The organism is Streptomyces sp. NPDC049887 (genome assembly GCF_040656535.1).
GTDB lineage: Bacteria > Actinomycetota > Actinomycetes > Streptomycetales > Streptomycetaceae > Streptomyces.
On sequence record NZ_JBFAMM010000007.1, the window covers coordinates 305,925 to 326,629 of the forward strand.

19 protein-coding genes are annotated in these 20,705 nt (G+C 72.8%); 10 read left to right on the forward strand and 9 right to left on the reverse strand.

All coding sequences use genetic code 11. The annotated features are described in order from the left end of the window. The first annotated feature begins 26 nt into the window (after positions 1–26). The gene (locus AB0J10_RS12075; protein ID WP_363060463.1) at positions 27–632 is read left to right on the forward strand and encodes a MarC family protein; all 606 of its coding nucleotides are present in this window, start codon (positions 27–29) and stop codon (positions 630–632) included. An 87-nt stretch (positions 633–719) separates the two neighbouring features. Here the strand turns inward: AB0J10_RS12075 and AB0J10_RS12080 are convergent, their stop codons facing one another. Then, positions 720–872: a hypothetical protein gene (locus AB0J10_RS12080; protein WP_363060465.1), complete on the reverse strand. Its 153-nt coding sequence runs from the start codon at positions 870–872 to the stop codon at positions 720–722. 136 nt (positions 873–1,008) lie between these two features. On the opposite strand from AB0J10_RS12080, the gene AB0J10_RS12085 reads away from it, so the two are divergent. Then, positions 1,009–1,905, forward strand: a complete 897-nt coding sequence (locus AB0J10_RS12085; protein ID WP_362884966.1) for an NYN domain-containing protein — start codon at positions 1,009–1,011, stop codon at positions 1,903–1,905. 147 nt (positions 1,906–2,052) lie between these two features. Here AB0J10_RS12085 and AB0J10_RS12090 read toward each other — a convergent pair whose 3' ends face one another. After that, the gene (locus AB0J10_RS12090) at positions 2,053–2,904 is read right to left on the reverse strand and encodes an alpha/beta fold hydrolase (RefSeq protein ID WP_363060468.1); all 852 of its coding nucleotides are present in this window, start codon (positions 2,902–2,904) and stop codon (positions 2,053–2,055) included. Between the two features lie 116 nt (positions 2,905–3,020). After that, the gene (locus AB0J10_RS12095; protein ID WP_363060470.1) at positions 3,021–4,643 is read right to left on the reverse strand and encodes a DEAD/DEAH box helicase; all 1,623 of its coding nucleotides are present in this window, start codon (positions 4,641–4,643) and stop codon (positions 3,021–3,023) included. Between the two features lie 459 nt (positions 4,644–5,102). Between AB0J10_RS12095 and AB0J10_RS12100 the strand changes: the two genes are divergently transcribed. Further along, positions 5,103–5,852 (forward strand): ferritin-like fold-containing protein, encoded by a 750-nt coding sequence (locus tag AB0J10_RS12100; protein WP_363060472.1) that lies wholly within the window; start codon positions 5,103–5,105, stop codon positions 5,850–5,852. Positions 5,853–5,929: 77 nt separating this feature from the next. On the opposite strand, the gene AB0J10_RS12105 is transcribed toward AB0J10_RS12100, so the two are convergent. From AB0J10_RS12105 to AB0J10_RS12120, 4 genes are all read right to left on the reverse strand, one after another. Further along, the gene (locus AB0J10_RS12105) at positions 5,930–6,199 is read right to left on the reverse strand and encodes a hypothetical protein (RefSeq protein ID WP_363060535.1); all 270 of its coding nucleotides are present in this window, start codon (positions 6,197–6,199) and stop codon (positions 5,930–5,932) included. A 187-nt stretch (positions 6,200–6,386) separates the two neighbouring features. Next, the gene (locus tag AB0J10_RS12110; protein ID WP_363060474.1) at positions 6,387–6,614 is read right to left on the reverse strand and encodes a DUF3107 domain-containing protein; all 228 of its coding nucleotides are present in this window, start codon (positions 6,612–6,614) and stop codon (positions 6,387–6,389) included. Positions 6,615–6,741: 127 nt separating this feature from the next. Next, positions 6,742–7,398 (reverse strand): TetR/AcrR family transcriptional regulator, encoded by a 657-nt coding sequence (locus AB0J10_RS12115; protein ID WP_269728496.1) that lies wholly within the window; start codon positions 7,396–7,398, stop codon positions 6,742–6,744. A gap of 163 nt (positions 7,399–7,561) precedes the next feature. Beyond that, on the reverse strand, positions 7,562–7,804 hold the full coding sequence (locus tag AB0J10_RS12120; RefSeq protein ID WP_269728495.1) for a hypothetical protein: 243 nt from the start codon (positions 7,802–7,804) through the stop codon (positions 7,562–7,564). A 139-nt stretch (positions 7,805–7,943) separates the two neighbouring features. Between AB0J10_RS12120 and AB0J10_RS12125 the strand changes: the two genes are divergently transcribed. The 7 genes from AB0J10_RS12125 to moeZ all read left to right on the forward strand — a co-directional run bounded on the left by AB0J10_RS12125 (position 7,944) and on the right by moeZ (position 16,756). After that, the gene (locus tag AB0J10_RS12125; RefSeq protein ID WP_363060477.1) at positions 7,944–8,903 is read left to right on the forward strand and encodes an alpha/beta hydrolase; all 960 of its coding nucleotides are present in this window, start codon (positions 7,944–7,946) and stop codon (positions 8,901–8,903) included. Positions 8,904–8,911: 8 nt separating this feature from the next. After that, a complete protein-coding gene (locus AB0J10_RS12130) occupies positions 8,912–10,243 on the forward strand; it encodes a DUF3152 domain-containing protein (protein WP_363060479.1) in 1,332 nt (443 codons plus the stop codon). Between the two features lie 514 nt (positions 10,244–10,757). Continuing rightward, positions 10,758–12,419: a GT4 family glycosyltransferase PelF gene (gene pelF, locus AB0J10_RS12135; protein WP_363060481.1), complete on the forward strand. Its 1,662-nt coding sequence runs from the start codon at positions 10,758–10,760 to the stop codon at positions 12,417–12,419. Then, entirely contained in the window at positions 12,412–13,647 is a 1,236-nt protein-coding gene (locus AB0J10_RS12140) for a hypothetical protein (RefSeq protein ID WP_363060483.1), read from the forward strand. The genes pelF and AB0J10_RS12140 overlap by 8 nt, the downstream gene beginning before the upstream one ends. A gap of 149 nt (positions 13,648–13,796) precedes the next feature. Beyond that, positions 13,797–14,768, forward strand: a complete 972-nt coding sequence (locus AB0J10_RS12145; RefSeq protein WP_363060485.1) for an NAD-dependent epimerase/dehydratase family protein — start codon at positions 13,797–13,799, stop codon at positions 14,766–14,768. Next, positions 14,756–15,511 (forward strand): spherulation-specific family 4 protein, encoded by a 756-nt coding sequence (locus AB0J10_RS12150; protein WP_363060487.1) that lies wholly within the window; start codon positions 14,756–14,758, stop codon positions 15,509–15,511. The genes AB0J10_RS12145 and AB0J10_RS12150 overlap by 13 nt, the downstream gene beginning before the upstream one ends. A gap of 66 nt (positions 15,512–15,577) precedes the next feature. Then, complete coding sequence (gene moeZ / locus AB0J10_RS12155) at positions 15,578–16,756, forward strand: adenylyltransferase/sulfurtransferase MoeZ (RefSeq protein WP_363060489.1); 1,179 nt, start codon at positions 15,578–15,580, stop codon at positions 16,754–16,756. 446 nt (positions 16,757–17,202) lie between these two features. On the opposite strand, the gene AB0J10_RS12160 is transcribed toward moeZ, so the two are convergent. Together AB0J10_RS12160 and AB0J10_RS12165 are read right to left on the reverse strand one after the other, a co-directional pair. After that, a complete protein-coding gene (locus AB0J10_RS12160; RefSeq protein WP_363060538.1) occupies positions 17,203–18,615 on the reverse strand; it encodes an alpha/beta hydrolase in 1,413 nt (470 codons plus the stop codon). A 257-nt stretch (positions 18,616–18,872) separates the two neighbouring features. Beyond that, entirely contained in the window at positions 18,873–20,627 is a 1,755-nt protein-coding gene (locus AB0J10_RS12165; protein ID WP_363060491.1) for an alpha/beta hydrolase, read from the reverse strand. Positions 20,628–20,705 lie beyond the last annotated feature (78 nt).

Consider the following 20,705-nt stretch of genomic DNA (forward strand, 5'->3'; position numbering starts at 1 on the left):
GTCCGATACCCCCGCAAGGCCTCACCGTGTTCGACGTCGCCGTTTTCGGCTCCCTGTTCCTCACCCTTTTCGTGATCATGGATCCTCCCGGGATCACCCCGATCTTCCTGGCCCTCACCTCCGGCCGCCCCGTCAAGGTCCAGCGCCGGATGGCCTGGCAGGCGGTCTCCGTCGCCTTCGGCGTGATCACCGTCTTCGGCATCCTCGGCCAGCAGATCCTCGACTACCTCCATGTCTCCGTGCCCGCGCTGATGATCGCGGGCGGTCTGCTCCTGCTCCTCATCGCGCTCGATCTGCTCACCGGGAAGACCGACGAACCCAAGCAGACCAAGGACGTCAACGTGGCCCTCGTGCCGCTGGGCATGCCGCTGCTGGCGGGTCCCGGTGCGATCGTCTCCGTCATCCTCGCGGTGCAGAACGCCGACAGTGCCGCCCGGCAGGTCTCGGTGTGGGCCGCGATCGTCGCGATGCACGTCGTCCTCTGGCTGACGATGCGCTACTCGCTGCTGATCATCCGCGTGATCAAGGACGGCGGTGTGGTGCTGGTGACCCGCCTGGCGGGCATGATGCTCTCGGCGATCGCCGTGCAGCAGATCATCAACGGCATCACCCAGGTGATCCAGGGCTCCTGATCGCGGACCGCCGCCGGATGTCTCCCCGCACGGCACGACGCCCCCGAACGGAACCTTTCCGTTCGGGGGCGTCGTGCCCGGAAGGCGTTACGAAGCCGCGGCCTCGGCCGGCCGGATGTAGATACGCTGGCCGATCGCCGCGGCCTGCTGCACCATCCGGCTCACGGAGGCGGCGTCCACGACGGTGCTGTCCACGGCGGTGCCGTCGATGTCGTCGAGTCGCATGATTTCGAAGCGCATGAAGAGCTCCCCTCTGGCCGTCTGTGTATGTACCTCTCAACGGAATGCCGTCTACAAACATTCCCTACGCTAAAGAAAATTTTTGGATGGCTAACTACTGGCAGGTAGGGCCGGGCCCGCTCACAATGGGGTCGTCATGAACGACTCCGAGCTGTCCGAGATGAGCGCCCGCCTGGAGCGCACCAACGAGCTGCTCCAGCGCATGCTCGCCGAGGTCGCCAAGACCCCGTCCACGCATGCCATCTTCGTCGACGCGGGTTACGTCTATGCTGCGGCCGGGTTGCTTGTGGCGGGTACCGAGGACCGGCGCTCCTTCGACCTCGACGCCGAAGGGCTCATTGAGGCGTTCATCGACAAGGCCCGCACGATCTTCGCGGACAGCCGGCTGCTGCGCGTCTACTGGTACGACGGCGCCCGGCGCCGCATCCACACGGCCGAGCAGCAGGCCATAGCGGAACTGCCCGACGTGAAGGTCCGGCTGGGCAACCTCAACGCCAACAACCAGCAGAAGGGCGTCGACTCCCTCATACGCACCGACCTGGAGTCACTCGCCCGGCACCGGGCGATCAGCGACGCGGCGCTCGTCGGCGGGGACGAGGACCTGGTCTCCGCGGTGGAGGCCGCGCAGGGATACGGCGCCCGGGTCCATCTGTGGGGCATAGAGGCGGCGGAGGGCCGCAACCAGGCGGAACCGCTGCTCTGGGAGGTCGACAGCCAGCGCACCTTCGACCTCGACTTCTGCCGCCCCTACGTCACACGCCGACCGGTGACGACGTACGAGGACGACAGCCCGCCACCGTCCCGTGACGACGTGCGCTTCGTGGGCGCGCAGATAGCCGCCACCTGGCTGGCCGAACGCGGCCGGGATCCGATGGCCGAGCTGCTTCCCGGACACCCCTACCTGCCCGGCCCGGTCGACCAGGACCTGCTCATCGAGGCGGAGAAGCTCCTGAAGCACTCGCTGCGGGGCTACGCCCATCTGCGGCGGGCGCTGCGGGACGGCTTCTGGGACCACCTGCACGGTCAGTTCTGACTCCGGGCGGACGGACCCGGGCCCGACTACGGTCCGCGCCGGTGCCGGAGGACCGGTTCCGCGCCCCACGGTCGCTGCGCGGCCCGAGGTCAGGCTCGGGGACGGGCCCGCGGTACCGGCCCCACGGAAGGGTTCCGGGACGCACGGTCAGTTCCGGGACCAGAAGTCCACCAGCGCCGCCGCGGTCGGCGCCGGGCGGTCCGTGTTCGGCGAGTGCTCGGCACCCTCGATCACCGTGCGGAGCGCCCCGAGCCGCACCGCCATCTCGTCCAGCAGCGGCACCGGCCAGGTGTCGTCCCGCTCGCCCGACAGCACGTGCTTGGGCAGCGGTCCCACGGCGGCGAGCTCGTCGATCCGGTCCCGCTCCACCGTCAGCTGGCGGCCGGTGGCCAGGAGCTGTGCGGGACGGTGGCGCAGCCACCGGCGCCGCAGGTCCTCGCCGTCGGTCGCGGCCTCCTCCGGCGGGTCGAGTGCCCGCATGGCCTCCCAGACCTCGCTCATGTCCATCACCGCGAGCGCGTCGCTCAGCAGTTTGACCTTGTGCTGCTGGGCGGGGGAGATACGGGCCGGGCCGGACGACACCAGCGTCAGGGTCCGGAACGGGCGTGCGTCGAGGAGGACGGCGGCCCGGGCGATCTGCCCGCCCAGTGAGTGCCCCACGAGGTGCACCGGCTCGTCACCGGTCGCCTCGGCCTGGGCCAGCACGTCCCGCGCCAGCTCGGACTGCGCGTAGGCCGCCTCGTCGTCGGGACCGTCGGTCTCGTACTGGCCGCGTCCGTCGACGGCGACGGCCCGGAAACCGGCCGCGGCGATCGGCTTCAGCAGCGCGATGAAGTCCTCCTTGCTGCCGGTGTACCCGGGCAGCATCAGCACGGTGCCCCGACGGGCACCGGCGCTTTCGTCCGGCTCGGCGTCCAGCACGGCGAAGTCCCCGCGGCTGGTGCGGAGTGCGCGGGCGCGGGCGCAGGAGGGCGGGCGGAAGGTGGGCGGCCGGCTCATGCGGACGAGATTACCGGGGAGTTCGGCCCTGCCGGCCGCGCACGGGTCGCCGTGGCACGGCAGAAGCCCGCCGTCCCGGTGGTCGGGACGGCGGGCCTCGGCGAACGGCTCAGACCTCAGGCCTCCGGCCGGGCGGTCTTGGCGCGGGTGCGGCGGCGCGGCTTGGCCGGCTCCTCGGCGGGGGCCTCGGTGGCCGGTGCCGCGGTCTCGGCGGTGGTGGCCTTGGCGCGGGTGCGGCGGCGGCGCGGCTTGGCCGGCTCCTCGGTGGGCGTGTCCGTGGCCGGCGCCTCCGTGGCCGGTGCCTCGACCGTCGCAGCGGCGGATCCCTCGGCGGTCGCGCCCGAGCGGGTCCGGCGGCGGCGGCGCGGGGTGCGCGGCGCCTCCTCCGCCGTCTCCCCGACGGCGGCCGGAGTCTCGGTGGTCACCGGCGCCTCCGCCTCCAGCGAGGCACCACCGCGCGTGCGGCGGCGCTGACGGGGGGTACGGGCGGGGCGCTCGGAGCGCTCGGCCGTCTTCGTGCGCGAGCCGGAGCGCGACCCCCGGCCGCCGGGCTCGCCGAGGTCCTCGAGTTCCTCCGCGTCCAGACCGGCGCGGGTGCGCTCGGCACGCGGCAGTACACCCTTGGTGCCCGCGGGGATGCCCAGCTCCTCGAAGAGGTGCGGAGACGTGGAGTACGTCTCGGCCGGGTTGTTGAAGTCCAGGTCCAGCGCCTTGTTGATCAGCTGCCAGCGCGGGATGTCGTCCCAGTCCACCAGCGTCACGGCGGTGCCGGTCGCGCCCGCCCGGCCCGTCCGGCCGATGCGGTGGAGGTACGTCTTCTCGTCCTCCGGCGTCTGGTAGTTGATCACATGGGTGACGCCCTCGACGTCGATGCCGCGTGCGGCGACGTCGGTGCACACCAGTACATCGACCTTGCCGTTGCGGAAGGCGCGCAGCGCCTGCTCCCGTGCGCCCTGGCCCAGGTCGCCGTGCACGGCGCCGGAGGCGAAGCCGCGCCGGGCGAGCTGGTCCGCGATGTCCGCGGCCGTGCGCTTGGTGCGGCAGAAGATCATCACCAGGCCGCGGCCCTCGGCCTGCAGCATGCGGGCGACCATCTCGGGCTTGTCCAGGGAGTGCGCCCGGTACACGCGCTGCGTGATGTTCGCGACGGTCGCGCCCTCGTCGTCCGGCGCGGTGGCGCGGATGTGGGTGGGCTGTGACATGTAACGGCGTGCGAGACCGATCACCGCGCCCGGCATGGTCGCCGAGAACAGCATGGTCTGGCGGCGCACCGGCAGCAGCTGGATGATCTTCTCGACGTCGGGCAGGAAGCCCAGGTCGAGCATCTCGTCGGCCTCGTCCAGGACGAGCGCCTTCACGTGCGAGAGGTTCAGCTTCCTCTGGCCCGCGAGGTCCAGCAGCCGACCGGGCGTGCCGACGACGACGTCGACGCCCTTCTTCAGCGCCTCGACCTGCGGCTCGTAGGCACGTCCGCCGTAGATCGCGGTCACGCGGACGTTGCGCACCTTGCCGGCGGTGAGCAGGTCGTTGGTGACCTGCGTGCACAGCTCGCGGGTGGGCACGACCACGAGCGCCTGCGGCGTGTCGGTCAGCTCCTCGGGCTTCGCCCGCCCCGCCTCGACGTCGGCGGGCACGGTGACGCGCTCCAGCAACGGAAGGCCGAAGCCCAGCGTCTTGCCGGTGCCGGTCTTGGCCTGGCCGATCACGTCGGTGCCGGAGAGCGCGACCGGAAGGGTCATCTCCTGGATGGGGAAGGGGGTCGTGATGCCGACGGCCTCCAGGGCCTCGGCGGTCTCGGGAAGGATCCCGAGTTCTCGGAAAGTCTTGGCCTGCGTAGTCAGGGTGTTGCCTCTTCTGTGAGACGCGGCGCGAGGCGAACGCTGGGGGTCCTACCGCACCTGGGTACGGGTGCCGGCCGTGGATTGGCCGGAAGGCGCGGGACCACTGCCGTCGCTCGAGCGCTCGTGCCGCTGAGGTCCCCTCATGTGGCGGAATGCGCACAGAGGGCTGTCGGGTCGGAGCCGATCGGGCCACCGACCGGGCATCCTCATTCAGAGGGCCCACCGAATGACCGGCAGGCTTAATACCACTGTACCCCGGATTCGCGCATCTGTGTTGGCCGAATTCCCGGGGATCCTGTCGCGACGGGGGCTGACCAGGCCCTTCCGGGGTGAGGACGGCCAGCTATTGTGCGCTTCATGGAGACGCCTGACAACGCCACCGCGCCCGCCGCGGACGCGGCCGAAGAAGTGACCGGGATCGCCGCCCAGGACTGGGCCGCGGCCTCCGCCGACCCCCAGTACCGTGCCGCGGTCGTGGATCTGCTCGGAGCGCTCGCCTACGGCGAGCTGGCGGCCTTCGAGCGGCTCGCCGAGGACGCGAAGCTGGCGCCGACGCTGGCCGACAAGGCCGAGCTGGCGAAGATGGCCTCCGCGGAGTTCCATCACTTCGAGCAGCTGCGGGACCGGCTGACCGCGATCGACGCCGAGCCCACGAAGGCCATGGAGCCCTTCGCGGCCGCCTTGGACGAGTTCCACCGCCAGACCGCCCCTTCCGACTGGCTGGAGGGCCTGGTCAAGGCGTACGTCGGCGACTCGATCGCCAGCGACTTCTATCGCGAGGTGGCCGTGCGGCTGGACTCCGACACCCGTGCCCTGGTGCTCTCGGTGCTCGACGACACCGGTCACGGGAACTTCGCCGTGGAGAAGGTCCGTGCCGCGATCGAGGCGGACCCGCGGGTCGGCGGCCGGCTCGCGCTCTGGGCGCGCCGGCTGATGGGCGAGGCGCTCTCCCAGGCCCAGCGGGTCGTGGCCGAGCGCGACGCGCTGTCCACGATGCTCGTGGGCGGGGTGGCGGACGGGTTCGACCTGGCGGCGGTCGGCGAGATGTTCACCAGGATCACCAAGGCGCACACCAAGCGGATGGCCGCGCTGGGGCTCGCCGCGTAACGACCGGGCCGGGAGCACGGGCGGCCCCGGTTCCCTGGGACCGCATCTGCCCCGACGGAGCGGCGGTGGGCGGCGCGTCAGACGGCGGCTGATCGGCGCAGCCGCCGCGTCGTCGGCCGGATCAGCAGCGACAGCGTGACGGCGGCGACGAACACCGCCCCGAGCAGGGTGCCGAGCAGATGTCCGGACCCGAGCGCCGTGTGCGTCAGATACGCGCCGAACAGGGCGCCGAGCGTGCCCGCCGGGTACACCACGCGCTGGGCGGGGAGCCGGTCCGGAAGCCGCCGCAGAGCCGCCCAGGAGAGCGCGAGTCCGAGCAGGACGGAGCCGAGAGCCTCCAGGATCACCACGGATCACCTCACGGACGGCGGGTGGGTGTGTCTGGTCGTAGCCCGTCCTACCCGGACCGACCCGAAAGCAACCATTCGCACCACCCGTTCACCGCTGGACACCGACCCCGCGGCAGGGTGGGGGCCCGGACGCGCGGAAGGGCATCGCGGGCCACGCCCGCGATGCCCTTCCGGCGGTCGGTGCCTAGAGCGCGCCGAAGCCCACGCGACGCGTGGTCGGCTCGCCGATCTCGACATAGGCGATGCGGTCGGCCGGTACCAGCACCTTGCGTCCCTTGTCGTCGGTCAGGCTGAGCAGCTGCGCCTTGCCCGCCAGAGCGTCGGCGACGGCCTGCTCGACCTCCTCGGCGGTCTGGCCGCTCTCCAGAGCGATCTCCCGGGGCGCGTGCTGCACGCCGATCTTGACCTCCACGGCTATGTCCCTCCGAACGGTCAGCGATGCGCGGTCGGCCGCGCGGTACGCAGCACACATTAGCCCGGTGAGGCGACGTCACACGGCTCAGCCGTGCACGCCCGCAGCGAACAGCGGCTGCCGGAGGTCACCGGTCGTCGCCGTGACCGCCCTCGGCGGAGTGCAGCGGGAAGCCGGCGATGCCGCGCCAGGCCAGCGACGTCAGCAGCTGCACCGCCGTGTCGCGCGGGATGCCGGAGCCGCTGGAGAGCCAGTAGCGGGCGACCACCTGCGAGACACCGCCGAGCCCCACGGCCAGCAGCATGGACTCGTCCTGCGAGAGACCGGTGTCCTCGGCGATCACCTCGGAGATGGCCTCGGCGCACTGCAGCGAGACGCGCTCGACCCGCTCACGCACGGCGGGTTCGTTCGTCAGGTCCGACTCGAAGACCAGCCGGAACGCACCGCCCTCGTCCTCGACGTACGCGAAGTACGCGTCCATCGTGGCCGCGACGCGCTGCTTGTTGTCCGTCGTCGACGCGAGGGCGCCGCGTACCGCCTGCAGCAGCGACTCGCAGTGCTGGTCCAGCAGCGCCAGGTAGAGCTCCAGCTTTCCGGGGAAGTGCTGGTACAGCACCGGCTTGCTGACGCCGGCGCGCTCCGCGATGTCGTCCATCGCCGCCGAGTGGTACCCCTGGGCGACGAAGACTTCCTGGGCCGCGCCGAGAAGCTGGTTGCGTCGGGCACGGCGCGGCAGGCGGGTGCCCCGCGGGCGCGCCGCCTCTGTCTGCTCGATGGCTGTCACGCCGCCTCCCACGTTCGATGTCACAAGCACAGTGTTCCGTGCGTGCGCTCTGCGCTCGCGCCCGCCATCGTACTTTTCGGTAACCGTGGTGTGCGCGGTGCGGGCGCAGAATTTCACGTACCGGACGTCCGCGGTAGGTGGTGGCCCCGGGAAACCGGACAGATCAGCGGTAGTCCTCCTCGTCGAGGGCCACCACCCTGGCCTGTTCCAGGGCATCCGCCTCGTTCGCCTTCGACGGGTCGATGCGGGTCAGCGGCTCGTCGCCGACCGGCCGCACCTCGGTGTGCTGCTCGGCGGCATCCGCCTCGGGCGTCTCCTCGTCGAGCTCCTCCAGCTCCCCGAGTTCGTTCGGCGTCCCCTGGTCGTCCTCCGTGAAGGTCTCCGGGTCCGTCGGGTCGGCAGCCATCTGGATCCCTTTCCTCTGCGGTACCAGCCAGGAGCGAGTACCCCGTAATCGAGCGTATGAGCATGCCCGGCCGGACGCTATGCGGTGTGTGATGCCGAACACAGGTTCCGTCGCGTGATCGTCTCGTAACATTGCCCCCATGTCTTCGACCGAGCTGCCGGGAACCCGCGCCGCCTATCCGGCTCCGCGGATCCGCTCCGTGCGGGTGGCCGAGGGGGAGGAACTGCGCTCGGTGGCACTCCCGGGGCTGACGCTCACGGTGCGTGCCCGTCCGCCCGCCCGGGCCGGGCTGCCCCCGGCGCTCTTCGTCCACGGGCTGGGCGGCTCGTCCCAGAACTGGACGCTGCTGATGGCGGCCCTGGAGGGCGCCGTGGACGGCGAGGCCGTCGACCTGCCGGGCTTCGGGGACTCGCCGCCGCCCGACGACGGCAACTACTCGATCACCGCCCACGCCCGCGCGGTGATCCGCCTGCTCGACGCGAGCGGACGCGGCCCGGTCCATCTGTTCGGCAACTCCCTGGGCGGCGCGATCGCCACCCGGGTCGCGGCCGTCCGCCCCGATCTGGTGAGCACCCTCACGCTCGTCTCGCCCGCGCTGCCGGAACTGCGCGCACAGCGCGGCGCCTGGCCCACCGCGGCGCTCGGTCTGCCCGGCGTCGCCCCGCTGTTCCAGCGGCTGACGCGCGGCTGGACGCCCGAGATGCGGGTCCGCGGCGTGCTGTCCCTCTGCTACGGGGATCCGGGCCGGGTGACCGACGAGGCCTTCCTCCACGCCGTGGAGGAGATGGAGCGCCGGCTGGAGCTGCCCTACTTCTGGGACGCCATGGCCCGTTCGGCGCGCGGCATTCTCGACGCGTACACGCTGGGAGGCCAGCACGGTCTGTGGCGTCAGGCGGAGCGCGTGCTCGCGCCCACGCTGCTGGTCTACGGCTGCAGGGACCAACTGGTCTCGTACCGCATGGCCCGCCGGGCGAACGCCGCGTTCCGCGACTCGCGGCTGCTGACCCTCCCGGACGCGGGCCACGTCGCCATGATGGAGTATCCGGAGGCGGTCGCAGAGGCCGCACGGCAACTGCTCGACGACAGCACGAGGAGCTGATCCGGGGCGTGGGACGACACAGCCGCAAGGGCCCCGCACCCAAGGCCGCCGACACCAGGGGTACTGCCGGCGGCGGCGCGGGGACGCCGGAGGGTTCCGGTACCGGGCGGCGCAGGCGGTCCGGCGGCCCGCCGGAGCACTCGGGGCCCGCGTCCGACGGCACACCGGCGCACGGCGTACCGCAGGTGCGCGGCGGTCACCCCCAGCAGTACGAGACGGGTGGCGGCTGGGGCGGCCAGCCCTCGGCCGGCGGCCGGTACGGCGACTGGCAGGGCGTCCCGCGGGACCACACCGCCACCACGGGCCGGCACCCCGGCGCCGCTTCCGCCGCCGGGACCGGACAGTCCCCGGCCTCCCCGCCCGGCGCCCGGCAGCGGCCGCCGATCGGCGCGGGGGCCCGGATCCCGGGCCCGCGCCGGGAGTTCGTCGAGGCATTCGACCCGCAGCCCGCGGAGGAACGGGCGCCGGAGGCGGGGGCGGCCGCCGAGGACGGCGGCGGTGACGACGGGAACCCCGCCAAACACGCCCGCGGCCGCACGGTCACGGGCGTCGCGGCCGCCGCAGTGACCACCGTCCTGGCGGTCGTCGTCGCCGGACAGGTCACCGACACCGGGCCGGCGTCGACGGCCACTCAGGCGGCCGAGGGCGCCGAGCGGATCTCGGAGGACGACGCCTCCCGCTCCGACCAGCGCGTGCTGCCTCCGCGGCAGGCGGCTCCGGCCGCCCCCGCCGCACCGCCCACCTACGCGCAGCTGATGACCCGGCAGTTCCCCCTCGACCCCGAGCTCGAGGGCCCGGGCAGGTTCGAGGCGGTCCCGGGGCTGGACCGGGCACCCGGCAAGGGCCGGAAGGTCCGCTACCGGGTGGACGTCGAGCAGGGGCTCGGCCTGGACGGGAAGCTGTTCGCGGAGGCCGTCCAGAAGACCCTGAACGATGAACGCAGTTGGGCGCGCGGCGGGGCAATGAGCTTCGAGCGGATCTCCTCGGGAGAGCCCGAGTTCGTCATCACGCTGGCGAGCCCGGGCACCACCGGGACCTGGTGCGCCAAGTCGGGTCTCGACACCACCGTCGACAACGTCTCCTGCGACTCCGCCTCCACCGAGCGCGTGATGATCAACGCGTACCGCTGGGCACAGGGTGCGGAGACCTACGGGGCCAAGGCGATGCTGTCCTACCGTCAGATGCTCATCAACCACGAGGTCGGCCACCGCCTCGGGCACGGCCATGTGAACTGCCGTACACCGGGGGCCCTCGCCCCCGTGATGCAGCAGCAGACGAAGTCGCTGGACATCGACGGGGTCAAGTGCCGTCCCAACCCCTGGGTGTATCCCGGCGGTTGATCCGGGGGCCGTCCGGGGCCGCCGTTCGCGAACCGCCTCCCTGGCAGGCCGCCCGGTCCGGGGCGCTGCCTCGCGGCCCTGCTGCCGCGGGTCCGGACGACCGCGGCCGCGTCTGCCGCCCGGGGGCCGGGACCCCATTCCGGAAGCCGCCCCCTTCAGGTCCCGGTGGCAGTCGATCGCCGGCTCCGCGGTGCGGCACGGAGGGGTCGTCGCGCCGAGCGCCGCCGCGAGGTGCGCGGATCCCCCCGGGGCCGGTGCGCGAAGGAGCCCTCCCGGACGCATCCGTGCTCGACGCGGGCGCGGAGGGAGTGCGCCGCGGTCTGACGGAACGTGACGGAAAACGCTTGTAGCGCGACCGAACGCTACGAGGGCGGGAAAGTTACGTGCATTCACCCCTTCCGGTGGCGCGACGGACAACCGTCCGTCGCGCCACCGGCTTGTCCGCATAACTTTTTCCCGCTGCGGGCCGCCGGACCGGAGGCGGCCGGCCACACAGGAGATCGGGGGTGCACTCGTGCGGATCGGACTGCTCACGGACGGTGGTTATCCGTATGCGACGGGTCAGTCCAGGCTCTGGTGCGACCGGCTCGTGCGCGGGCTCGCCCAGCACGACTTCGACGTCTACGCCCTCAGCCGCTCCGCCCAGCAGGAGGACCAGGGCTGGGTGGAACTGCCGCGCCACGTCCAGAGGGTGCGGACCGCGCCCCTCTGGGCGCCCGAGGACGACGGGCGCACCTACGGGCGCCGTGAACGGCGCGTGTTCGCCGCCCACTTCGCCTCCCTCGCCTCCGCCGTCTGCTCCGACGGAGCCCCGGGGGCGTTCGCCGAGGGGCTGTACGGCCTCGCCGGCCTCGCCCGGGAGCGCGGTGGACTGTACGCGGCCCTGCGTTCCGAACTCGCCGTGCGCACTCTGGAGTCCGCCTGCCGCGCCCCGGGCGCGCGCCGGGCCGTGCACACCGCCGCGGTTCCGGACTACCTGGCCTTCACCGACGAGCTCGAGCGCGCGCTGCGCCCCCTCTCACTCGACTGGTACGGGAACGACTCCCTCGGCGCGGTCGACCTCTGCCACGCCGCCTCCGGCGGCACGGCGGCGCTGCCCGGGCTTCTGGCCAAACGCTTCTTCGGGGTTCCACTGCTGGTCACCGAGTACGGCGTACAGCTGCGGGCCCACTACCTCGCGGCCTACGACGCGCCCCTCGCCGCCCCGGTCCGCGCGCTGCTGGCCGCCTTCCACGGGTGCCTCGCCTCCGAGGTCTACCGTCAGGCGTCCGTCATCACCCCCGGGAACACCCACGCCCGGCGCTGGCAGGAGAAGTGCGGTGCCGACCCGGCCCGGTTGCGCACGGTCTACCCGGGCATGGACGCCGAGCGCTTCACCGCGGTCGGGGAGGGGGACGACTCCGGCGATCCGCGCACCCTCGTCTGGGTCGGCCGGATCGAGCCGGCCAAGGACCTCATCGCACTGCTCCACGCCTTCGCGGAGGTGCGCAAGGAGGAGCCCGAGGCGCGGCTCAGGATTCTCGGCGCACCCGTGTCGGGCCCCGAGTCCGGCGCCTATCTCGCGCACTGCAGGGCCCTGGCGGCACAGCTCTTCCCCGACGAGGCCGCGGATGCGCACGCGGTCGGCGACAACCCCGTCTCGTTCGAGGAGATAGGCGGCCCGGAGGCCCCGGACCTCGCGGACGCCTATGCCGCCGGGGCCGTGATCGTCCTGTCCAGCGTGGTCGAGGGCTTCCCGATCAGCCTGGTCGAGGCGATGTTCTGCGGCCGGGCGACCGTGTCCACCGATGTCGGCGCGGTCGTCGAGGTCATCGGCGGCACGGGACTCGTCGTCCCCCCGCGCAACCCCCGGGCGCTCGCGGACGCCTGTCTGGCACTGCTGCGCGACCCCGAGCGCCGTGAACGGCTCGGCGCCGCGGCCCGGGCCCGGGCGCTCGAACTCTTCACCGTGGAGCAGAACCTCGCCGCGTTCCGCGGTATCTACCTGGAGCTCATCTCCCACAGCCCGGTCCACCGCGACTCGGACGCCGTCGACGGCGACGGTGAGCCCGTGCCCTTCGCCACCCCGGCGGAGGCCCACGTCCCCGGTCACTGGACCGGCGGCCGCACCCGCCCCCGCTGGGCGGACCCCGCATCCACCACCGCCGCGGCCGCACCAGGAGGGCCCGATGTCTGAACCCACCGCCCCCGCCCCAGCCGGCAGAACCATCACCGCACGGCAGCCCGATGCCGGGTGCCGCCCGGTCGCCGTGGCCGGGACCTCCCGGCGGCCCGCCGTCGCCGCGGCCCCGGGAGCCCGCCCGCAGCCGGTGGGGAAGGAGCGAGCCACCGGGGGGACCGGCGGAGCCGCTCGCACCAGGACCGGACGTCGCGGGCCCGCCGACCCGGTGAAGGCGCTCATGCACCGCCACCGCGAACTGTGCGAACGGGCCGTCGACCCGCTGGAGATCGCCGCCGGTCTGGAGGCGCACGGCGTCACCGACCGGACCGCCGCCCGCTTCCGGCACCGCGACGTCTTCTCCCTCGCCGAGGAGCTCTACGCCCGGGTCCCGCGCGGCGAGGAGAGCTCACCACCCGCCGAGGACGAGGACGCCGCCGCCCGCCCCGCTCACCTGGCGTCCGCGTTGGCGCCGGGCGCGGTCGCCGTCCTCACCGCGGCCTGCCTCCGCCTCACCGATGGGGGAGCCCGCCTCGGCGTGGGCGCGGCCGGGGCCGTCGGCTTGGCGGTCGCGCTCACTTGGAGCCTGCGGCGCGGAGCCCTGCGCGCCCCCGGGCGCACCGTGCCCGTCACGCGCTTCCTGGTCGGCTGGCTCGTGGCGTACTCCCTCCTCGGCGACGGGCTGCTCGCCGGACTCGTCGCCGGTGGGCCCGACGGACCGTGGCCGCTCGCGCCCGGCCCTCTCGTGGGTCTCGCGCTCGCCGTGGCCCCCGCCGCCTGGACCGCGCGTCTCTTCGCGGCCCGGGCGCGGCGCAGGCTGGGAGGCAGCAGGGCGCTCGAGGAGTTCGCGGCGGGCGCACGGCCCCTGCTGCTCGGCGGCATCGCCCTCCACACCGGCTGCCTCATCGCCCTGCTCGTGCTGACGTCCCTGGTCCTGCCCATGGCGCTCGCCCCGGCCGTCGCTCTCGGGCTGCTGCTCTTCCTCGCCCGGCTGCTGACCGTGCACGGCTATCCGCACGCGGCCGCCGCCGGCCTCGGTCTCGCATGCGCAGGCGAGGCGCTCGTCCTGACCACGGTCCTCGTAGGCCGCCTCCCCGGCTGCGACTCCCTCGCCCGCCCCGTCGAGGCCGTGGTGGACACCTGGGGCGCCGCCGCCGTGCCCGCACTCGTGTGCGGCGCCGCCGCTCTCGGACTGCTCGTCCACGCGAGCGCGGCGCTCTCGCGGGCTTCGGCCCACAGCACCTGACCCCCATTCCCCCACGCACTCCAGCCCCCACGACTCCCGCGGAGCCGACGCCGCGGGCGTAACCCACCACTGCACCATCCCCCGAGGAGACAGAAGACGATGACCCCGCACCACCCAGCACCGGCCCGTCGGCCCCGAGGAGCCGCGCGATGAGGGTGCTGCTGCTCGGAGCAAACGGATTCCTCGGCCGGTTCGTCGCCGACCGGTTGCTGGCCGACCCGGCCGTGCATCTGACCGCGCTTGGGCGCGGCGACGACGCCGACGTACGGTTCGACCTCGCGGGCGGCAGCCCGGGGGCCCTCACCCGGTTCCTGGACGCCGTCCACCCGGGAGTCGTGATCAACTGCGCCGGCGCCACCCGCGGGGGCGCCCGCGACCTCACCCGGCACAACACGGTGGCCGTCGCCACCGTCTGCGAGGCCATGCGCCGCAGCGGATGCGACGCCCGGCTCGTCCAGCTCGGCTGCGCCTCCGAGTACGGGCCCTCGCAGCCGGGTTCCTCGACCGCCGAGGACGCCGTGCCGCGACCCGGCGGGCCGTACGGGGTGTCCAAGCTCGCCGCGACCGAGCTGGTCCTCGGATCCGGGCTGGACGCCGTCGTGCTGCGTGTCTTCTCGCCCGTCGGCCCCGGCACCCCGGCCGGCTCACCACTCGGCCGGCTGGCCGAGGCCATGCGCCGTGCCATGCAGGCCGGTGACGGCGAGCTGAAGCTGAGCGGACTGGGCGTCCAGCGCGACTTCGTCGACGTGCGGGACGTGGCGCGCGCCGTGCACGCCGCCTCGCTCTCCGCCGCGCAGGGCGTCGTCAACATCGGAACCGGCCGAGCGGTGCGGCTGCGTGACGCCGCCGCCGTGCTGGCCCGGGTCGCCGGCTACGCGGGGGCACTGCACGAGCTGGACGGGCCGCCCCACCGCCCCGGTCACCCGGTCATCGGCGCCCCCCGGGGCCCCGAGTCCGTCCCGGATCAGCTCGGCGCCACGCCCTATCCCTACCCCGACGGCTGCGGCAGCTGGCAGCAGGCGGACGTACGCACCGCCCGCGACCGGCTGGGCTGGCGGCCGCGGATCAACCTGGAGGAGTCCCTCGCGGACATCTGGATGGAGGCGGCATGCCGCATCTGATCAGCACGGACCGCGCACAGTCCGCCACGGGCGCCGACCGGCTCGGTTTCGGCGTCCCCGGATATGCCCACCCCCTGGTCGCCCCGGTCGAGTGGGCCGAGCTGACCAGACCGGGTACCCCGCTGCACTGGGCCGTCCTCAGCGTCTCGGACGGCCCGGGCAGCAGACCCGACCCGCACTGCCTGGAGGCGGCGGGCAGGCTCACCAACGCCGGGGTCCGGGTGCTGGGCCGCATCGACCTGGCCCACGGCGCCCGGACCTTCGCCGAGATCGTCTCCGACGCCCACCGCTACCTCGACTGGTACAAGGTCGGCGGCTTCCTGCTGGACCGCTGTCCGGTCGAGCAGGCGGACCTGCCCCAGGTGCGCCGTGCGACGGCCACGCTGGAGGCGGTTCTCGACGGCGGGCACATCGTTCTCGGGCACGGTGAGCATCCCCATCCCGGCTATGCGGAGGCGGCCGACCAGCTCGTCACCTTCTCCGGGGCCTGGACCGACTACCGCTGGTCGCAGGTGGCGGAGTGGACCGCGGACCACCCTCCGGAGCGCTTCGTGCACTTCGTCCACGGGGTGCCCCGGACGCATCTGGACGAGGCGATGAGGATCGCCCGGTGGCAGGGCGCCGGGACGATCTTCTTCACCGATCGTTCGGGCCCGGCTCGGGGGCATAACGGGGCATTCGACTCGTTGCCCGGTTACTGGGACGAAATTGTCTCGCGGATTGGACCGGGTGTCTCGGAATGAGAAGGCGCGTGGCACTGTTGCAGCGAGAACAACCGTACTGACGCAACCACCAACGACGGAGTCCCCGTGTCGCTGCCACCCCTGGTCGAGCCGGCTGCCGAGCTCACCGTAGACGAGGTCCGCAGGTACTCCCGCCACCTGATCATCCCGGATGTCGGGATGGACGGGCAGAAGCGGCTGAAGAACGCCAAGGTGCTCTGTGTGGGCGCCGGTGGCCTGGGCTCGCCGGCGCTGATGTACCTGGCGGCGGCCGGTGTCGGCACGCTCGGCATCGTGGAGTTCGACGAGGTCGACGAGTCGAACCTGCAGCGTCAGATCATCCACAGCCAGTCGGACATCGGCCGGTCCAAGGCCGAGTCCGCGCGTGACAGCGTCAAGGGCATCAATCCGTACGTGAACGTGGTCCTTCACGAGGAGCGGCTCGAGGCCGAGAACGTGATGGACATCTTCAGCCAGTACGACCTCATCGTCGACGGCACGGACAACTTCGCCACCCGGTACCTGGTCAACGACGCGTGCGTGCTGCTGAACAAGCCGTACGTATGGGGGTCGATCTACCGCTTCGACGGCCAGGCCTCGGTGTTCTGGTCCGAGCACGGCCCCTGCTACCGCTGCCTGTACCCGGAGCCCCCGCCGCCCGGCATGGTGCCCTCCTGCGCCGAGGGCGGCGTGCTGGGCGTGCTCTGCGCGTCCATCGGGTCCATCCAGGTCAACGAGGCCATCAAGCTGCTGGCGGGCATCGGCGAGCCGCTGGTCGGTCGGCTGATGATCTACGACGCCCTGGAGATGCAGTACCGCCAGGTGAAGGTCCGCAAGGACCCGAACTGCGCGGTCTGCGGCGAGAACCCGACGGTCACCGAACTCATCGACTACGAGGCGTTCTGCGGCGTCGTGTCCGAGGAGGCCCAGGAGGCGGCGCTCGGCTCCACGATCACTCCGAAGCAGCTCAAGGAGTGGATCGACGACGGCGAGAGCATCGACATCATCGACGTTCGCGAGCCGAACGAGTACGAGATCGTCGCGATTCCCGGCGCGCGTCTGATCCCCAAGAACGAGTTCCTGATGGGCAACGCCCTCCAGGACCTGCCGCAGGACAAGAAGATCGTCCTGCATTGCAAGACGGGTGTCCGCAGTGCGGAAGTCCTGGCGGTGCTCAAGTCGGCCGGCTTCGCCGACGCCGTGCACGTCGGCGGAGGCGTGATCGGCTGGGTCAACCAGATCGAGCCGGACAAGCCCGTCTACTAGACCCGCGCTCCGGAGCGAAGGGGTCGGCCCGCATCGGGTCGGCCCCTTCGGCATGGGGCTGCCGGCGTGCGGATGGTGCCGGCCCTTCGCCGTCTGCGCCGGAGGGTGGGGGACGCCGGCTGCGACGCGCAGGGAGTGGGGGCGTGGCACCTGCCCCTTCCCGTGACGCACCGGCCGCTGGGGGCGCCCGCGGTGTCCCGTCCCGTCCGGGTCGGGACTGTCGGGGCGGGGGAAAGTCGTACCCTCCGCCCGGAGAGCGGGGCCTGGCCTCCACCGCACGCCCAAGGGCTGTCCCGTGATCCCCAGCGGGCGCACGACGACCGCAGCGGCACCGCACCGCGCTGTCGGATCGCCCGAACACGCCCAGTACGAGGACGGCCCTCCGCCTTTCCGATGCATCGCACCCGAGCCGGGCGCCGATCCACCGGTGATCACGGGGCAGCCCTTCAGCCGCAGGTCCTGCCGTCCTTCGGTACCTCGCCGTCCAGCAGATAGCCGTCCACGATCCCCGTCACGCACCCGTTCGACGGGGTGTAGCCGCCGTGGCCCTCGCCCTTGTTGGTCAGCAGGATGCCGACGCCCTCGCCCAGTTCGTCCGCCATCCGCCGGGCGCCCTCGTACGGCGTCGCCGGGTCGCCGGTCGTGCCCACGACCAGGATCGGGCCCGCGCCCTTCGCGCTTGTTTCGGGCGTCTCGTGCTCCCCGGGGACCGGCCAGTCCGCACACCATCCCGCCGTGTCCCACGCCAGGAAGGGACCGAACACCGGGGATATCCGCTCGAACTCCGGCAGCAGGGCCTTCGCCTCGGCCGGGGTGGGGCGCTGTTCGGCGTCCGCGCAGGATATCGCCCGCTGGGAGTGGGACTGCGTACCGTAACTGCCGTCCGGTTCGCGGTCGTTGTAGGAGTCGGCCAGGGCCAGCAGCTTCGCTCCGCGACCCCGCTCCTCCGCCTCCTCGAGGGCCGCCGTGAGATCGGGCCACATGGTCTGCGAGTAGAGGGGCAGCACGATCCCCGTGAGGGCCAGGCTTTGGTTCAGCTCACGGCCGTCCCCGGCCGGCAGCGGCTCCCGGTCGATCCGCTCCAGCAGCGCCGCTATCCGGGCCGTGCCCCGCTTCGGGTCCTCGCCCCTGCTCGCGAGGTAGTTGTCCAGGGCGCGCTGGAAGCCGGTGGTCTGGTTGCGGGCGTGCCCCACGGCGTCCGCCGTCGGGTCGACCGCGGCGTCCAGCACCGTCCGCCCGACGTTTCCCGGGAAGAGGTGGGCGTATGCGCCGCCGAGCTGGGTGCCGTAGGAGATGCCGAAGTAGTTGAGCTTGCGGTCGCCCAGGACATGGCGGACGAGGTCCATGTCGCGTGCGGCGTTCGCCGTGCCCACATGGGCGAGGACCTCTCCCGAGCGGCGCGCGCAGCCCTTGCCGAAGTCCCTGGCGTCCGCGAAGTAGGCCGCCTCCTCGGCGGCCGTGTCGGGGGTGAGGTCGACGCGTTGGGTGGCCTCCTCCGTGCCCGCGTCGTCGCGGCACACCACGCCCGCGCTCGCCGACACCCCGCGGGGGTCGAAACCCACCAGGTCGTAGCGCGAGTTGAGCTTCTCGTACTCCACCGACGCGCGGGGCAGGAGATCGACGCCGGAGACTCCGGGGCCACCGAAGTTGAACAGCAGCGAGCCGAGGCGTCGGTCCTCGTCCCGAGCCGGGCGGCGGATCAGCGCGATGGGGATCGTCCCGCCCTCCGGGGCGTCGTAGTCGAGCGGGACCTTCACCGACGCGCACGTCCAGCCCTCCGCGCCCGCGCAGGGCTTCCACCGCGGACGCTGTTCGGTGAGCGCGCCGGGCAGCCCGTGGGCGGCGTCGCCCCGCTTCACCGGGGCGGATGCCGCGGGACGACCCTTGCCGTCCGCCCCCGCGTCACCGCCCGTGTCACAGGCCGCCAGCGCCCCGCCGGCCAGCGCCAGCGCCGCGGCCGCCGCGGCCGGCCTCGTCAGCAAAGACATTCCCTGCCCCCCGTGCATCGCCTGTCCGTTCCACTGCTGTGCCATCCTAGGTGCCGTCACCGACAGTGACGGCGGGCCCGCGATGCCCGGCCGGTGCCGGGCCCTCCGCGGGTCGTGCCGCCCGCCCGTCACCGGCAGACGGTGCCGGACGCCGGGACCTTGCCGTTCAGCAGGTACTGGTCCACCGCTGTCGCCACGCACTTGCTGCCGCTGTTGTAGGCGCCGTGGCCCTCGCCCTCGTACGTCAGCTCGATCCCCACGCCCTTGCCGAGCGCCTGGACCATCGCCCGGGCGCCCTCGTACGGGGTGGCCGGGTCGCCGGTGTTGCCGATGACGAGGATGGGGGCCGCGCCCGGCGCGCTGACGTCGGGCGTCTCCCACTGCCCGGGCACCGGCCAGTGCCTGCAGCCCATCAGCCCCCAGCCGAGGTAGTCGCCGAAGATCGGCGAGGCCTCGCGGAACTCGGGAAGCCTGGCCTTCGTCTGCGCCATCGAGTACCGCTCCTTGAAGTCCACGCAGTTGATGGCCGCGTTGGCCGCCTGGAGATTGCTGTACTGCCCTTCCCTGTTGCGGCCGTTCATCGCGTCGGACAGTGCGAGGAGCAGCGAGCCGTCGCCTCCGTCCGCCTCGTCGAGGCCCTGCTCCAGCAGCGGCCAGTACTCCTTGGAGTAGAGGGCCTGGGCGATGCCGTTGGTCGCCTGGGTCTGGGTGAGCTCGCGGTCGCCGATGCCGGGGATCGGCTTCTTCTCCAGCCGGTTCTGCAGGTCGATGACGAACTGCTGGATCTCCTCCGGCGTGCTGCCCGGCAGCTGGCAGGCGTCGCCCCGCGCGACGCAGTCCTTCGCGAAGTTGGTGAACGCCAGCTGGAAGCCCCTGGCCTGGCCGAGCGAGCCCTCCACCGCGGTGCTGGTCGGGTCGACGACGGCGTCGAAAACCGCCCGTCCGACCTTCTCCGGGAAGAGGTGCGCGTAGACGCCGCCGAGCTCCGTCCCGTAGGAGATGCCGAAGTAGTGCAGTCTGTCGTCGCCGAGTACCTGGCGCATCAGATCCATGTCCCGTGCGGCGTTGGTGGTGCCGACGTGGGGCAGGTCCGGGCCCGAGTTCTCCTCACAGGCCGCGTCGTACCTGCTCAGGTTGTCGCTGTAGGTCTTCTCCTCGGCGCTGTCGTCCGGGGTGGCGTCCTGGGCGTAGTACTGGTCCAGCTCCGGGTCGTCGAGGCACTCGACGGGCTGGCTGCGGCCGACGCCCCTCGGGTCGAAGCTCACCAGGTCGTAGCGGGCGCGCAGCCGCTCGAAGTCCTGTGCCGCCGCCGGCAGTGTGCTGACCCCGGAGCCGCCGGGACCGCCGAAGTTGAAGATCAGCGAACCGATCCGCTCGGCCTGGTCACGGGCCTTGGCCCGGATCAGGGCCAGCTCGATGGTCTCGCCGCCGGGCTTCGTCCAGTCACGCGGGACCTCCATGAAGGAGCACTCCCACTTCGTGCCGCCGGGCAGCGGAGAGGGCGCGGTGCCTCCCCCCTCGGCCTCCGAGGGCGCCGGGCACGGTTTCCAGTCGAGGTTCTGGCTGCCGAGGTCGCGGTCGTGCTGCTCCCCGTTTCCGCCTCCGCCTCCGCTGTCGGAGCAGCCGGCGGTGACGAGGAGCATGGTGGCGGTCGCGGTGGCCAGCAGGGTCCCGGCGCGCCGTGCGGCGCCGCCGCGGCGCCGCAGACCGTCGGTGCCGACGGCGGCGGGCCCGGCGTCGTCCGGCGTGGCTCCGTCCGGACGAAGGGCCTGAACGCCCCGGTACGGGCCGCGCGCCTCCGGCGGGCCGGGGGCGTCGGTGTCCCGGCCGTCTCCGCCCGGGTCGGGGCCGGCGGCGTGGCGGCCGGTCGGGGAGGTCGGCATGACCCCATCCTGCGGCCCCGGGCGGCGCACCGCCTGTCGGCGGCCGCCGACAGGCAAATCGGAAGAGCGACGGGTATG